Below are 15,138 nucleotides of genomic sequence, written 5' to 3'. Positions count from 1 at the left end.
GTCTTGTGTACGGCTTATTTGGTATGCGCTTTTTCTTGGATACGTGCATTTGCTAAGGATTTCAGACTTTTCCCTCCCCAGAAGTTCTTATTGCCAAACCCGCTGCGATTTCACTGCCCCCCAACCACTCGTCCCCTGTAAAAGCATCTTCGGAATACGTTAGGTCAATAATTCCGTTGTATTTTCTTTCAATTTCATGTATTCTGACTTTTAATGTGGGTGTTAGTTCACCAGTTTCTATTGTCCACAGCTTATCGAGGATCACCACTTTTTTAGGCTGTTCAAAAGGGGCAAACGATTGGGTTAATCGTTCCACTTCACTTCGAACCAAAGATTGAACTTCGGGATGTCGAACAAGAACATGTTTTAATTCCGAAGATATTCCCTTTTTGCGAACCCAAGAGATGAGATTTTCAAAATCAGGCACCACTAAAGCAATCACGTATTTCCGCTGATGACCGATCAAAGCACACTGTTGGACAAATATGCTTTGGGTGATCGCGTCTTCCACCGGTTGAGGAGCCACATTTTTCCCGGTAGAGAGTACCAGAATCCGCTTTTTTCTGTCAACGATCCTGAGATACCCTTCCTCGTCGATCTGGCCCAGGTCTCCCGTATGGAGCCAACCATCACGAATTTGAGCAGCTGTGGCTTCTTCATTTTTATAGTAACCCTTCATCACGCTCGGCCCCCGAACCAGGACTTCCCCATCGGCGGCGATGCACACCTCCAGATTGGGCAGCGGCCTACCCACGGTTCCGATTTTCGTACGTGCGATAGGATTCGCTGCAATCACCGGGGATGTTTCCGTCATCCCGTATCCTTCGAGTACCGGTACATCGATGGCCCAAAAAAATCTTGCGATTTCCGGATTGAGTGCCGCTCCCCCGGAAATCATCCCCCTAAGCCGCCCTCCCAGACGGGCCCTGACCTTTCGATAAACCAACCGATCCGCCAGTTTCAATTGCCTCCGCAGCCGAGAAGGCATTTCTCCCAGCATCAACTTGTCCATCGGTGAATGGAGATAATATTCATAACGCTGAAGGCCAACTCGAACCGCCCAATCAAAGATTTTCCGGCGTATAGGCGTACCTGATTGAATCTGCTCCTGAACCCTTGCATACACCTTCTCAAAAAGCAGAGGCACGCTCGTCATGACCGTAGGTTTCACTTCCAGCAAATTTTCCGGGATCGTATCAATATTTTCTGCATATGCCACAGTCGCCCCGACAGACATAGGCATGAACTGCCCTGCCATGCGCTCGAACACGTGAGACAGGGGCAGATAGGAGAGAAATACATCATCATGGCGAGCTTCCATGCACCAAAATTGAACTCCCTCGATGTTGGCCAAAAAGTTACCGTGGGTGAGCATCGCCCCCTTGGGTTGGCCGGTTGTTCCGGAGGTATAAATAATCGTCGCCAAGTGTTCACGTTCGATAGCCCCCCAAATCTGCTCCCAGTTTTCGAGTGGATGCTCAGCACCCTTTTTCGCCAACCGGAAAAAAGGGAGAACTTTCCCCGTTAAGGAAACAGTGGTTTTCGAGTGCATCACCACGATATGGTCGACCACCGCTGAGCCATGGATCACTTTGTCCAGTTGTTGTTCATTTTGGACTACCGCCACTCGACAATCTGCGTTTTGAAGAATGTGACTGATCTGGTCGGTGGGAAGGGTGGGGTAGATTGGGACGGTGGCCGCCCCCAAACTACAGATGGCTAGATCAGTGATCGGCCATCTGGGATCATTTTCGGACAAAATCGCCACTTTATCGTCCCGGCCAATCCCGAGTCTGGACAGACCAGCGGCGACATGGCGGACTTCCTTCCAATACTGGCGATACGTCAGGCTTTGGTATCTTCCTTCGCTCTTCCACATGAATGCCGCTTTATCGGGGTAACGCTGAACTGAACGCCACACCATGTCCAACAAATTTTTTGCCTTCATCGGAGACCTCCTCAGCGAGAACACCGGGTTATTGGAGTTAACGATATTGACTCAGGTCATATTGGCGCAGCAAGTTCTCCAGCTTCATCGCCATCCCGATATTCCCTTTGATCTTTAACTTTCCGGTCATGAATGCGACGGTTCCATTCAAGTTCCCCAAGAAAAACGCTTTGAAATTATCCACTGACATCTGCAGGGTACAATCGCTTTCAGACGGGGCTCCTTTTTCGACTTTTGCTTTCCCCTCCGACAGATGAAGCTGATAAGTTCCTCCATCGTCTCCGGACAAATCATATTGATAAATGGCGTTCATGCCTTCGAACGGTTTCGGATTTTCATTCATCACCTTTTCGATTTCTTGAAAAATTTCATTTGCATTTGAATTTTTTATCATTTCACATTCTCCTCTGTATTCTGAAAATTTTTATTATAATTTCATGCTTACAAGCCGCCAGCTATCACTTTTTTCTGAATTTGGGTCGTGCCCTCGTAGATGGACAATATTTTGGCATCGCGCATCCATTTCTCCACCGGATGATCCCTCATGTAGCCGTATCCGCCAAGAATTTGAACGGCATTCGTTGTAACATCCATCACCATCTCCCCCGCGAAGGCTTTGGCCATGCTTCCTTCGACCGCGCAAGATTCACCCCGATCGGCCAATTGAGCTGCCCGCCATGTCAACAGCCGTGCCGCATCGATCTTGGTTTTCATATCTGCCAACATATGGGAAATGGACTGGTTCTTGATAATCGGACGACTGAACTGGACTCGTTGTTTCGCGTAGTCCAACGCATATTCGTACGCTGCCCGCGCCACGCCAACAGCCGCAGCTGCCACCGCCGGACGAGAGTATTCCAGCATTTTCATCGCACCGAAAAAAGCGAGATTTTCTTCGCCAAGCAGATTCTCGTGTGGAACACGTACATCTTCAAGAATTACATCACCGGTATGCGAGGCGCGAATCCCCATTTTCCGTTCTTTCTTTCCCCCCGACAGCCCCGGCGTATCCCCGGGTACTACAAAAGCCGAAACACCGTGGTATCCGCCAGTCGGATCGCTTTTGGCAAAAACCACGTACACATCAGCGATGCCACCATTGGTGATGAAACATTTCCGTCCGTTGATGACCCATTCATCTCCATCCCGAACTGCCCGGGTTTGGATCGCTTGCACATCGGATCCGGCTCCCGGTTCGGTCAGCGCCATCGCTCCCAGCCTGGGATGTTCAGGATCGCAGAGATAAGAAATCCATTTTCGCTTCTGTTCTTCCGTACCCATATAATAGATTGGCAGGCCAGCCAGTCCGACCGCTGAAAGAGAAGTGGCAATTCCGGCACATCCCCAGAACAACTCTTCGCCAATCAAACAGGCGGCCATCACACTCGTCAGTCCAGCCCCACCGTATTCCTCAGGAGCAGCATAACTGGTTAATCCCACCTTCGCCGCTTTACGAAGAACCTCGATTGGGAATTCTTCCTTCTCGTCATATTCCGCCGCAACCGGACGGATCTCCTTTACCGCGAAATCGTGCGCCCATTTACGCAGCTCTTCCTGCTCCTTCGAAAGTTCAAAACTCAATCCCGAAGCGGACTCTCTCATTTGCCCTAACATACATTTCCCTCCCCTTAAATACCAATACGTACCGGTACCAAGTTTGCAAAAAAATGGGCTCTCCATGGATCACCCCTGCTCTACTGCGACAGATTCACGTATGCACCCACCACAATCCGGTTCAGTAAACGAGCCAGACGTTCCAGGTGAGCATCCTCGTCGGATTCAAAAAGGTTTTGAACGACAACCTCATTGATCGCTCCCACCATCGCCTGAGAAATGATATGGGCTTCTTCCTCGGAAATCAGAGCCGGTATTTCGCTTTGAACCGTTTGGTAAAACAACTCCGCAAAGCGACGGTGTGCTTCCCTCCGCACTTTTTCCACCACCTGGCTGACACCGACGGACTCGACAAGCAGTAATTTGGCCACAGTCGACCGTGTCACACATAGTTCCATATAGCGGCGAATTCCCGCATATGCTTTTTCAGTGATCTTTTGCTCCTGCAAAACCGCATTCTTTACTTCTTCGATAATTTCTTCAGCCAATTGTTTAAAGAGGGAGACAAGCAGTTCCTCTTTACTGCTATAGGATTGATAAAATGTGGTTTTGGACACTCGGGCTAGCTCAACTATTTCAAGCACCGAGGTATCTTTAAATCCTTTTGTGGTAAACAGGTGCAGTGCAGCATAAAGCATCTTGTCTTGAGCTTCAGTCGGCATTTGTGTAACAAACAGCAATTTTCACCATTCCATTCTAGTCAGTACCGGTACGTACTAGTATTATATTATGCCCTTGAGCAGGTTGTCAACCAGTTAGGCAAAAATGTGGCAGATTGGCATTCAAGTAAAAAGCGCTGCTGACAATGTTTCTGTCAACAGCCCTTGGTTTTCTCAAGACAACCCGACTTACTTCTTCACCTGAAGAGGCTTTGTGGATTTTCGAATCACAAGTTCAGGCAGCAAAACCACTCTCTGCTTCATCTTTTTCTCATCTTCAATTCTTTGAATCAGGATATCCATCACTTGCCGCCCCATTTCGTGGATGGGCTGAGCCACTGTGGTCAATGGCGGATCAACGATGGCAGCCAGGATTGTATTGTCGAAGCCGACCACCGAAAGATCATCGGGTACTCCAATTCCCCGTTCCCGCCCAGCTTGTATCACACCGATTGCCAATAAATCGTTGGTAGCAAAAATGGCAGTTGGAGGATCTGAAGAATCAAGCAATTGTACAGTATTCCTGTACCCCTTCTCAACTGTAGCTTCACTTGCCAGGATCAAACTTTGGTCAAACTCGATCCCCGCATTCTGCAATGCGTGACGATAACCCCGTATCCGTTCTTTGCTGCTTCGGGCTTTCTCCGCAAGTACAGCTATCCTTCGATGTCCCAAAGAAAGCAAATGTTCAGTGACCTGGTATCCGCCCAGAAAATCATCCAAAACGACGCTATCGATCGCCAGTTCAGGAATTTCTCGCGCAATAAGGGCCAGCGGAAACTTTTCTTGGACCAATTCTTTCAGAACCGTATCGTTTTGAAATCCAGCCGCCAAGACAATGCCATCGACACTTTTCTGCTTTAACAGTGAGATATATTTCGCTTCCTTTTTAGAATCGTTATCCGTACTGCACATTACAACACTAAATCCCAATTCTTGTCCCCGATCCTCCACAGAACGTGCGATTTCGGCAAAAAACGGATTCGCGAGATCGGGGATCAGCAATCCTATTGTATAGGTGCGCTTCCCTGTCAAAGCGGATGCTACCACACTTGGTTGATAGCGCAATTCTTCCATCACATCGAGAACTTTTTTCTTTGTCTCTTCGCTGATGCGGCCGGTATTGTTGATTACCTTGGAAACGGTGGCAATCGAAACGCCGGCCGCCTTGGCTACATCATAAATTGTTGGTTTCATTGCCACCACTCTTTCTCTCTCAGAATCCACATCAAATACTGAGTCTCATAATAGATCATATCACGAACTCGTTTAAAATTGGAATCAAAGCGCCGGTTAAAACCAACCTGGAATTTCACTCCGCTGTTTTGAACGGCTTCCAGGGCCCGTTTGGTTTGTCGAATCATTTCAATATGCCTTTCAGGAAATCCAGTTTTTTCTGGGCATTTTCTTTGCTGATCACGTCTACTCCACTGTCAATTCTTTTCTCGATCTTCTCTCCACGAATTACTTTCAACGCATTTTCGACGCCCTTGTATCCCATTTCGTATGGGCTCTGTGCCACTGTACCGGCCAACGATCCTGCAATGATTGATTCCACCGCTTCAATTGTTCCGTCTGTGCCGATGACCGGAATTTTCAGACCTTTGGCCTCAATCGCTCTCAGAGCACCAATCGCCATATCATCGTTGGCGGAGAACACACCTTTAATATCGGGATTGGTTTGCAAAATGTTTTCCAGCACCGACATCGCTTTCGCTTTATCACTGTCCGCCGGTTGTTCCGTTGCAATCACCATGCCTGCCGCCTCAAGAGCTTTTTTCGCTCCTTTGATCCTTTCATCGGTGGCCGGGTTACCCAGAGCCCCCGCAATTAAAGCCACCTTATCCCCTTTCTTAAGCATCGAAGCGAGCAGTTCCCCGCCCTTCTTCCCGGCGGTAGCGTTATCAGTTCCAATGAATGTTTTTTATCGGCCCACTCGGCGTCAGTATCCACCAATAAAACCGGAATTCCTTTATCTTTATATTTTTGGAACGCCGAAATAGCTGTGGAAGGCTGAGTGGGAGCCACAACGAGCGCATCCGGTTTTTCCGTCAAGACATCTTCCATCATGTTTACTTGTTCAACGATTTGAGATTCCGAAGCCGGCCCGAGTACCTTGCCGTCCACTTTAAAGTCCTTGAAAGCCTGCTTGGCTCCTGCCTCGACAAATTTCCAATACTGGCTGCTTAATGTTTTCAACACGACGACTACCTTGGGATTGTCTTTCGATCCCTGATTTGCGCTTTGATTCGTTTCGGAGGAGTTTCCGCCACATCCTACCAATGCCAAAAGAAGCAAAGTGCAGACCATTGATCCAACCAACAACTTTTTTTCACAAAAATTGCCCCCTTAATTTTGTTTGTTGATTGAATGAAGACAACGGTCTGTTAACGCTTACATGCAGACCATTATCTGTCAAACGCCTTACATTGGGCTTGAACATTTCCGGGTGTTTTCAAGATGCACTTTTTCCCCTGTTTCAAAAGATTTTCTCGCCGCCACTCCAATTTCCAACGCCATCTTGCCGTCGATTTCGGTAACGGAAGGTTTCTCATTCTTCCGCAGGCAATCAATAAAATGAGCCATTTCCAACTGATAAGCATCTTTGAACCGTTCCGGAAACGCGGGCACAATATCGTGGGTGCTTCCTCTGGATGTCAGGATCTGTACATCATGATATTTTAAAGATCCGATTACGATGGAGCCTTCTGTTCCTATAACTTCCCCACGAATGTCATATCCGTAAAAGGCGTTCCTGCTTGCTTCTATATCACCTGCAGCTCCCGATTCAAACGTCAGGTAAGTGATTGCCTGGTCAACATCATTAAACTCTTCCATGAAAGAATTCACCAATATATTTCCATGAGACGATACTGACGTCACCTCAGAGCCCATCAAAAATCTGGCAATATCGTAGTCATGGATGGACATATCGAGAAAAATTCCCCCGCTGTTTTTGATAAACTCGGCAGGCGGCGATCCCGGATCCCTGGATACACCTTTGAAATAGATTGGCTTTCCGATATCCCCGGCCAGTATTCTTTTCCTCGCTTCGGCATAGGCCGGATCAAACCTTCTCATGAATCCAACTTGACAAACTACATGATTTTGATTGATTTCCTGAATGACTTCATCTGCTTCATCCAAGTCATGAGTCAAAGGTTTTTCAACAAAAATGTGTTTTCCGCTGTTGGCCGCCCTCTTGATCAAATCAGCATGTGTACTTGTGGGGGTTGCAATGATGACCGCGTCAATACTCGAATCCTCAAACACTTCATACGTAAACTGCGTCCATTTTTTTACCCCGAGCTCTCTTGCCACTTTTTCGGCCTGCTCGGCAAAAGGATCTGCAACACAGTCCAATTGGGCCCCATTGATTCTCGTGGCCAGATTTTCAGCATGCCAATAGCCTAATCTCCCTAAACCCAAAACTGCACAACGAATCCGCTCTTTCATGTCCGGTCAGCCCTCCGTGGTTTGTCAAATCAACCTGTTATTTTTTTCCTGAACGCTGGCGTAATACGTCGACGTAAACTGCCGCGATAATAACAAAACCGATAATTGCCATTTGGAAATCTGCCGGTACGTTTAACAAGTTAAGCCCATTTCTCAATACGGCGATTATTAATGCTCCGATCAAAGTCCCCCAGACGGTTCCGACACCACCGAAGAAACTCGCTCCTCCGATGATAACAGCTGCAATGGCGTCCAACTCATACATGAGTCCGGCTAACGGAAACGCTGAATTTACCCGTCCTACAAGAACCAATCCTGCTAAAGCAGCCATGAAGCCGCTGATGGTATAAACAATTACAAGGATCCTGTTTACGTTAATCCCCGAAAGACGGGCTGCCTCTTTATTTCCGCCAATCGCATAGATATACCGGCCGGTTGCCGTCCTCGTAAGGAACAAATGAAACAGAACATATACGACAATGACCAACAGAAAACTCACAGGAATAGGCCCGACAAATTCTCGTCCCAAAAATTGAATCATTTAAGGAAATCCTGCAATAGGAGCGGCCGCGGTAACGATCAAAGCCAATCCTCTGGCAATGTTCATTGTACCAAGAGTAGAAATAAACGGATGCGGAAGCCGAAGTTTTGTCAACATGATTCCGTTGAGCCAACCACAAAATGCTCCAACCCCAAGACATGCCAGAATCCCAAGAACAGGATTCATATGTTGATTAACCGACACAATCCCCATCGTCATGATCGAAATGGCCAAAACGGAACCAACCGACAGATCGATACCGGCTGTCAGGATCGGGAGCAGCATCCCAATCGCAAGCAATGAATTTATCGAAGATTGACGTGCAATATTCATTAAGTTGCTCATGGTCGGAAATTTGTCTGAGAGAATGGCCAAAGCAGTACACAACAACAACAATCCTATTAAGGCACCAAATCTGCCGATAAAGTCCTTGGATACTTTGCTTGCTGCAGTTTTTTCATCTTTATTGATCACAAGCTCTTGCATTTTAAACCCCTCCTGTAGCCGCTTTCATAATACTTTCTTGATCCGCATTCTCGCGCATAAGATCCGCTGTAATTTCACCTTCGCACATAACGAGAACCCGATCACAAATCCCCAACAATTCCGGTAATTCGGAGGAAATGATAATCACGACAGCTCCCTGTGCAACCAAAGAATTGATCAAACGATAAACTTCCACTTTTGCCCCCACATCGATTCCACGGGTAGGTTCATCAAAAATAAATATTTTTGCTTCTGTGCCTAACCATTTGGCAATCACAACTTTTTGCTGATTTCCGCCGCTTAACTTTCTGGCCTGTTTATTCATGTCATTGGGACGGACCTGCAGTTTGCCGATATAATCTTGCGAAACTTTCTTCAGCTGTTCAAGATGCAAGAAAGGACCTTTTCTGAACTTTGGGAGACTCGCAATCGTCATATTAAAATCGAGCGTTTGATCAAGAATCAAACCTTGGCCCTTTCTGTCTTCGGTAATGAACGCTAGTCCCGCCTTAATAGCATCTTCGGGCGACTTAACCTTCACTTCTTCCCCGAAGACGTAAATTTTGCCTGACTCAATTGGATCGGCTCCAAAAATCGCTCTGGCCAACTCGGTGCGACCAGCCCCGACTAGCCCCGATATTCCCAAGATCTGACCTTGATAAGCACTGAAACTGACTTCTTTTTTGCTTCCTTTCACACGAAGGCTTTCGATTCTTAAACCTTCCTTGCCAAGTTGAAAATTCTCTTTCGGGTACTTGTCATCCAAATTTCGGCCCACCATGAGCTGAATCATCTTAGCTGTACTTGTGTCTTTCACAGGCAGAGTATCGATTTTTGCACCGTCTCTCAAAATCGTAATGCGATCCCCTATCTGCTTCAGTTCTTCCAAGCGGTGGGAAATATAAACAATTGCGATTCCTTTGGATTAAATAGTTGTGAGTACAAACGAACTTCGCAATCTGGTTAAGCGCTTACCTTTAGATAAAAAAATATATCTTATTCAGTTATGAATTCAGTACTCTTATGGGGTAAGCGCTTAATTCAACTTTATCATACTTTATTATCAGAAATTTGACAAGATGTTTCGAAGACCTGATGGCGTTACAGCTATTTAGCTACAAGAACCGCGTTGGTAAGATACTCCTCCAACGTTATGCCCTTCTCGGCTATCTCCTTGGATATCTTTGTTCCTACATACCGAATATGCCACGGTTCGTAATTGTATCCTGTGATGGACTCTTTCCCTTTTGGATAGCGAATCATGAACCCGAACTCCGGAGCATGTTTGGCCAGCCAAGCGGCTTCCGGTGTGTCGGCAAAGCAGTCCTCGACGGCACATTGTCCTGTGCTGCCCGAAACATCGATTGCAAGTCCGGTCTGATGCTCACTGTGTCCCGGTTCTGCACTGTATTTGCGGGCCGCTTCCTCTCCTTGCACATTCACATAGTACGTAAACAGCGATTGTTGGGTCGCGTAGGAACGATAAGCAGAGACACCAGCAAGATGAATGCCATCCTTGTTTGCTTCCGCAAACAGCTTTTCCAGCGCTTGGGCCGCCTCTTGCCGCATCAGCCGCTTTTCATCTTTTTCCTTAAAAATAAAAGGAACGTTGGGTTCGACCAAATCAGATGGCTTGAAATTTGAGGGCAGTTGAAACTTCTTGTTTACCAATACGGCGATATCCTCCGGTTTACCTCCATCTTTTAAAAGATCGTTTTTCGGAGAGATATATTTGGTTTCCTCATGTTTTTTGATTCCCTCATCTTTTGTTTTGTCAGATGGCGGCGTGGATCCTACAGGTGTTTCAACGTTTTGGGCAGTTTTATCGACATTGCATCCGGTCAATAAGGTGACCGCCGGCAGAAACAATACAAAAGCCATGATTTTGAAGCCCATTTTCTTCATATAGCAGCAACTACCTTGGTTTTATACTGGAATTGTCATGATCAATAATTCGCCGAAAAACAGGGAATTCCTCCTTCCCCCTCGTCATCCAATAAAAGAGGGCAGCCAGAATTGACTGCCCAAACCTTGCCTACTGACTATTGAGTTGATTTGACATGAAAGGCCACGGATTCATACGGACGCAAGGTCAGCTTCCGAAAATTGTCCTCCGTATCTTTGTAGTTTGAAATCAGAACCCGGGATTCGCCCTGAACCGCAACATCTTCCGGCAGTTCAAAAATTGCCTCTTTGCCGTAGAAGTTGTTGATTGCCAAAAGCGCCTCATTCTTATAAGCTCGGATATATGCGAAGATTTGGGGATCCTCTTCCAGGATCAGTTGAAATTCGCCGTATGCAATTACATCATATTCTTTTCGCAATCGGATGAGCTTTTGGTAGTGGTAGAAAACAGAATCCTTATCTTGCAACACCTTTTCTGCGTTGATTTCTTTGTAGTTTCGGGCTACATCGATCCACGGAGTGCCTCTGGTGAAACCGGCGTTTTTTTCGCTGTTCCACTGCATAGGCGTTCGGGAATTATCACGGGATTTTTGCTTTAGCGCCGCCATGATTTCTTTGTCTGATTTCCCTTGGCTCTTCAGCAAATGGTAGGCATTGATCGATTCTACATCCCGATACTCGTCTAGGTCCTCAAAATAGGGATTGGTCATCCCGATTTCTTCTCCCTGATAAATGTATGGGGTTCCCTGCAAAAGGTGGAGTGCAGTAGCGAGCATTTTGGCAGATTCTTTGTGATATTCCTTGTCGTTTCCAAAACGGGAAACCGCCCTCGGCTGGTCGTGATTGCACCAGAACAGCGCATTCCAGCCGCCGCCCTTTTGCATGCCGTACTGCCAGTCGCTCAGGATCTTTTTCAATCTCAGAAAATCGAAGTCGGCAGCGACCCATTTTTCCCCGTTCGGATAGTCCACTTTCAAGTGATGAAAACTGAATGTCATGCTTAGCTCTTTTTCCTCGGGATTCGTGTATTTGACACAGTTGTCTATAGTAGTCGAGGACATCTCCCCTACGGTCAGGATCTGCGGGTACTTTGAAAAGGCCCTTTCATTCATTTCCTTCAGAAACTCATGAATCCGTGGACCGTCCGTATAGAATTTGCGTCCGTCGTCCGTTGGAGTATCGAAAGTGTCATTTGGGAAAGACTGGTCTTTTGATATGAGATTGATGACATCCAAACGAAAACCGTCGACACCTTTCTCCAGCCAAAAATTCATCATTTTATAAACACTTTCCCGGAGTTCCGGGTTTTCCCAGTTTAAATCCGCTTGCGTTACGTCGAAAAGGTGCAGATAGTATTGCCCGGTTTGTTCATCGAACTGCCAAGCGCTTCCCCCGAATTTGGACTTCCAATTGTTCGGGGGGCCATCAGCGACCGGATCTTTCCAGATATAGAAGTCACGGTAAGCGTTCTCCTTGGAGCTGGAAGCTTCTTTGAACCATGGATGCTCCGTGGATGTGTGGTTCACAACGATGTCCATGATGATTTTGATCCCTTTTTCGTGAGCCTTTTGAAGAAGCTGCTCAAAGGTCTCCATCGTTCCGTATTCGGGATTTATGCTGTAATAATCGCTAATGTCGTAGCCGTTATCCCTTTGAGGAGATTTGTAGATTGGCGTTAACCAGATGACGTCGACTCCCAGTTCTTTCAGATAGTCCAATTTATCGATGATTCCTTGAAGATCTCCTGTTCCGTTTCCCGTTGTATCTTTAAAACTTTTGGGATAAATCTGATACACAACGGCTTTTTTCCACCACGGCTGCTCCTTGTCTGCCACCATTTAAAACTGCTCCCTTTTCACTTTGGCAATCAGCAAGGTTAATGCGAACGGAACCACTAAAGCAATTGCCATGCCGATAAAGAAGGGTACCCAGTTTTGCGGGAAGATGGACAGAAATCCAGGAAGTCCGCCCACACCTATCGACGCAGCCCGCACATGGCTTAATGTAATCACCACGGCGGCGATGGCAGATCCAATCAAAGCGGAAATGAATGGATATCTGAATCTAAGGTTCACACCAAACATTGCCGGCTCGGTAATCCCCAGATAAGCCGAGATGGCTGAGGTGAGGGACATTCCTTTCAATTTGTCATCTTTCGAAGCAAACATCATCGCCAGGGCTGCCGAACCCTGAGCGATATTGGACAGAGCCAGGATCGGCCACAGGAACGTTCCCCCGGTGCTGCCGATCAATTGCAAATCCACCGCCAAAAAGGTGTGATGCATCCCGGTAACAACGAGTAAAGCATAAAGCCCTCCGTAAATTAAGCCACCCAAAGCCGCAAAATTGTTGAAAATCCATACAAACGCATTCGTAATGGCATTCCCGATGCCGAAGGTGATTGGACCTATTACGACAAAGGCCAAGAAGCCCGTAATCAACAACGTAAGCGGGGCGACGAGCAGTAATTTGTAAGAATCCGGCACCCGTTTATTGAAGAAGGACTCTACTTTAGCCAACACGTAAGAGGCGATCAAGACAGGCAACACTTGTCCCTGATATCCGATTTTGGAAATCTCAAGTCCAAACAGGTTCCAGTGAGGAACTTCCCCTTTGGCGAGAGCATCGCCATAGGCCCAGGCGTTGAGCAAATCCGGGTGTATCAGCATTAAGCCGAGAACGATCCCCAACAATTCGCTTCCGCCGAACTTTCTGACCGCAGACCAGCCGATCAACCCCGGCAAGAATACGAAAGCGGTGTTGGCAATCAAGTTGATAATGTCCGCAAAATCTTTCCATTGCTTATGAATGTCAACCACGGAAGCATTTGGATAGAAAATGCCTTTTCCGGTCAGAATATTGTTAATCCCCATCAACAAACCGGCTGTTACGATAGCCGGAAGGATAGGAATAAAGATATTGGCCAATGTCTTGATGGCACGCTGCAGCGGGTTCAGGTTCCTTTCCGACGCTTCTTTTGTTTCCTGTTTCGTGGAACGCCCAATCCCTGTGATTTCAACCATTTGGTCATACACTTTGTCCACAAGGCCTTGGCCGATGACAACCTGATATTCCCCGTTTGCTGAAAATGAACCCTTCACAATGTCAATGTTTTCAAGAGCAGCTTTGTCAACCTTGCTCTCATCCAGTAATGCAAACCGCAATCGTGTAACACAATGGCTGGCTGCAGCAACATTCTCTTTTCCGCCGACAGCCTGGACAATTTTTTCCACTGCCTGTTTGTTCACGTCCATTTGATTTCTCCCCCTGAATTCGCTTTCACAAAAAATCATAACTTGTACATACAAGTTTGTCAACACTTGTTTAAACAAGTTGATTGTGCCCCGCTTCCACCGTTTAGGATTTCCAAAACAGACAAAAAAAGCCGCCTTACCGGCGACGGGCAAAATTGGTGAATTCAAAGCGATCCGGGCGATGGCGGGACTCTGTGTATTCAAATGGCGTTCCATCATGCAAATGAACAAAATTTTTCACTACCGCAACCAAGTTATACCCTTTCAGATCCAAATGAGCTTTATCCGCGGATGTGGCAGGCTCCACATGAATGATTCTTTTGGCAAATCCGATTTTCAATTGCAGTTCTCCTTCTATATATTCATAAATGGATTGTTCCGCAATTTCTTTTGATAAACCTGCTGCAACATCTTTGAGAAAGAAGTTGATGTCCAGAATCACTCTTTCCCCATCCAATTTACGGACGCGAAAGATTTTATAAGCTGCTTTTCCCGGCGGCAGATTCGTTCTTGCCGAAAGAGCTTCGTCAATCATGACTTCTTCGAACTTTGAAACGGAAGTGGTAAACTTGAGACCGCTGGTTTCGGCAGCCTCTTTGAAACTGACAATACCCCCAAAAGAAAACGTGATCAAATTGTGTTCCAAAACAAAGACGCCTTTTCCGTGCAAGCTATGAATCAAACCTTCCTCGGCCAACAGATCCAAAGCTTTTCTGACGGTTCCCCGACTGGTCCCGTACATCCTGCAAAACTCATTTTCGGAAGGCAGTTTTTCTCCTGGACGATAGTTTCCTTCGACTATGCTGTTTTTAATGTCTTCATATAAATCAAGGTATCTCCTGTTCATTAGGTTCCTCCAACAATACAGCTTGTGTATTATTGTACACCTAATCTCTTGCTGCTCACCATAGCGGACAAATAGGTGAATCCCTGCTCTTCCAGAAGATCCAGATGATCGCTGGACACCATCCCCCGGTCGAAGACGAGATGACATTTGGTCAGACCGAATCGGCTTTTCAATTCGTTCACCAAGCTAGGCAACGTTGTAATATCCTGCGTATTGCCTTCAAGCACTTTCCAATAAAAAGGGGAACCTTGCGGCGTAACCATCAAGGCAATTACAATTTGTTGCAAGTCGGGACGATGATCACGGGAGTAGCCCAGTTTCGCAATGACGCATTGGCTGCCTTCCATGTAGGTGGAAATGATGTCATAGAAAAATCCTTCTCCTGCTGAAGGGTCGATTCGCTGAAGTTGTTGGTAAAGGTGATTCTG

The 15,138-nt window shown here is 46.7% G+C and carries 14 protein-coding genes and 2 pseudogenes; all 16 read right to left on the bottom strand.

Translation table 11 applies throughout. The features are described from left to right. Positions 1-61 precede the first annotated feature (61 nt). Positions 62-1,948 carry an AMP-dependent synthetase/ligase gene (locus tag ACFO8Q_RS06990; protein ID WP_380025019.1) on the bottom strand — a complete coding sequence of 629 codons (1,887 nt, stop codon included), beginning with the start codon at positions 1,946-1,948 and terminating at the stop codon, positions 62-64. 37 nt (positions 1,949-1,985) lie between these two features. Beyond that, positions 1,986-2,342 (bottom strand): SCP2 sterol-binding domain-containing protein, encoded by a 357-nt coding sequence (locus ACFO8Q_RS06985; protein WP_380025017.1) that lies wholly within the window; start codon positions 2,340-2,342, stop codon positions 1,986-1,988. A gap of 47 nt (positions 2,343-2,389) precedes the next feature. Next, a complete protein-coding gene (locus ACFO8Q_RS06980; protein WP_380025020.1) occupies positions 2,390-3,529 on the bottom strand; it encodes an acyl-CoA dehydrogenase family protein in 1,140 nt (379 codons plus the stop codon). Positions 3,530-3,642: 113 nt separating this feature from the next. Continuing rightward, the gene (locus tag ACFO8Q_RS06975; protein ID WP_380025016.1) at positions 3,643-4,242 is read right to left on the bottom strand and encodes a TetR/AcrR family transcriptional regulator; all 600 of its coding nucleotides are present in this window, start codon (positions 4,240-4,242) and stop codon (positions 3,643-3,645) included. A 168-nt stretch (positions 4,243-4,410) separates the two neighbouring features. Further along, positions 4,411-5,418, bottom strand: a complete 1,008-nt coding sequence (locus ACFO8Q_RS06970; protein WP_380025014.1) for a LacI family DNA-binding transcriptional regulator — start codon at positions 5,416-5,418, stop codon at positions 4,411-4,413. Beyond that, positions 5,415-5,585: a hypothetical protein gene (locus ACFO8Q_RS06965; protein WP_380025013.1), complete on the bottom strand. Its 171-nt coding sequence runs from the start codon at positions 5,583-5,585 to the stop codon at positions 5,415-5,417. The genes ACFO8Q_RS06970 and ACFO8Q_RS06965 overlap by 4 nt, the downstream gene beginning before the upstream one ends. Beyond that, positions 5,582-6,082, bottom strand: a complete 501-nt coding sequence (locus tag ACFO8Q_RS06960; RefSeq protein ID WP_380025011.1) for a sugar ABC transporter substrate-binding protein — start codon at positions 6,080-6,082, stop codon at positions 5,582-5,584. The genes ACFO8Q_RS06965 and ACFO8Q_RS06960 overlap by 4 nt, the downstream gene beginning before the upstream one ends. After that, complete coding sequence (locus ACFO8Q_RS06955) at positions 6,052-6,531, bottom strand: substrate-binding domain-containing protein (protein WP_380025010.1); 480 nt, start codon at positions 6,529-6,531, stop codon at positions 6,052-6,054. The genes ACFO8Q_RS06960 and ACFO8Q_RS06955 overlap by 31 nt, the downstream gene beginning before the upstream one ends. 114 nt (positions 6,532-6,645) lie before the next feature. Beyond that, entirely contained in the window at positions 6,646-7,677 is a 1,032-nt protein-coding gene (iolG, locus tag ACFO8Q_RS06950) for an inositol 2-dehydrogenase (protein ID WP_380025008.1), read from the bottom strand. Positions 7,678-7,714: 37 nt separating this feature from the next. Continuing rightward, a pseudogene (locus ACFO8Q_RS06945) lies at positions 7,715-8,704 on the bottom strand (ABC transporter permease). A gap of 1 nt (position 8,705) precedes the next feature. After that, positions 8,706-9,554: an ATP-binding cassette domain-containing protein gene (locus ACFO8Q_RS06940; RefSeq protein ID WP_380025007.1), complete on the bottom strand. Its 849-nt coding sequence runs from the start codon at positions 9,552-9,554 to the stop codon at positions 8,706-8,708. Positions 9,555-9,811: 257 nt separating this feature from the next. Further along, on the bottom strand, positions 9,812-10,585 hold the full coding sequence (locus ACFO8Q_RS06935; protein WP_380025006.1) for a M15 family metallopeptidase: 774 nt from the start codon (positions 10,583-10,585) through the stop codon (positions 9,812-9,814). 161 nt (positions 10,586-10,746) lie between these two features. Then, positions 10,747-12,447 carry an alpha,alpha-phosphotrehalase gene (gene treC, locus ACFO8Q_RS06930; RefSeq protein WP_380025005.1) on the bottom strand — a complete coding sequence of 567 codons (1,701 nt, stop codon included), beginning with the start codon at positions 12,445-12,447 and terminating at the stop codon, positions 10,747-10,749. Beyond that, positions 12,448-13,863 carry a PTS system trehalose-specific EIIBC component gene (gene treP / locus ACFO8Q_RS06925; RefSeq protein ID WP_380025004.1) on the bottom strand — a complete coding sequence of 472 codons (1,416 nt, stop codon included), beginning with the start codon at positions 13,861-13,863 and terminating at the stop codon, positions 12,448-12,450. A gap of 136 nt (positions 13,864-13,999) precedes the next feature. After that, a complete protein-coding gene (gene treR / locus ACFO8Q_RS06920; protein ID WP_380025003.1) occupies positions 14,000-14,710 on the bottom strand; it encodes a trehalose operon repressor in 711 nt (236 codons plus the stop codon). Positions 14,711-14,769: 59 nt separating this feature from the next. Then, a pseudogene (locus tag ACFO8Q_RS06915) lies at positions 14,770-15,138 on the bottom strand (IS1634 family transposase); the annotation flags it as partial.

The sequence above is a fragment of the Effusibacillus consociatus genome (assembly GCF_042652925.1).
Taxonomy (GTDB): Bacteria; Bacillota; Bacilli; order Tumebacillales; family Effusibacillaceae; genus Effusibacillus; species Effusibacillus consociatus.
Note: the sequence above shows the minus strand (reverse complement) of the source record. Positions and strands in the feature narration are given on the sequence as shown.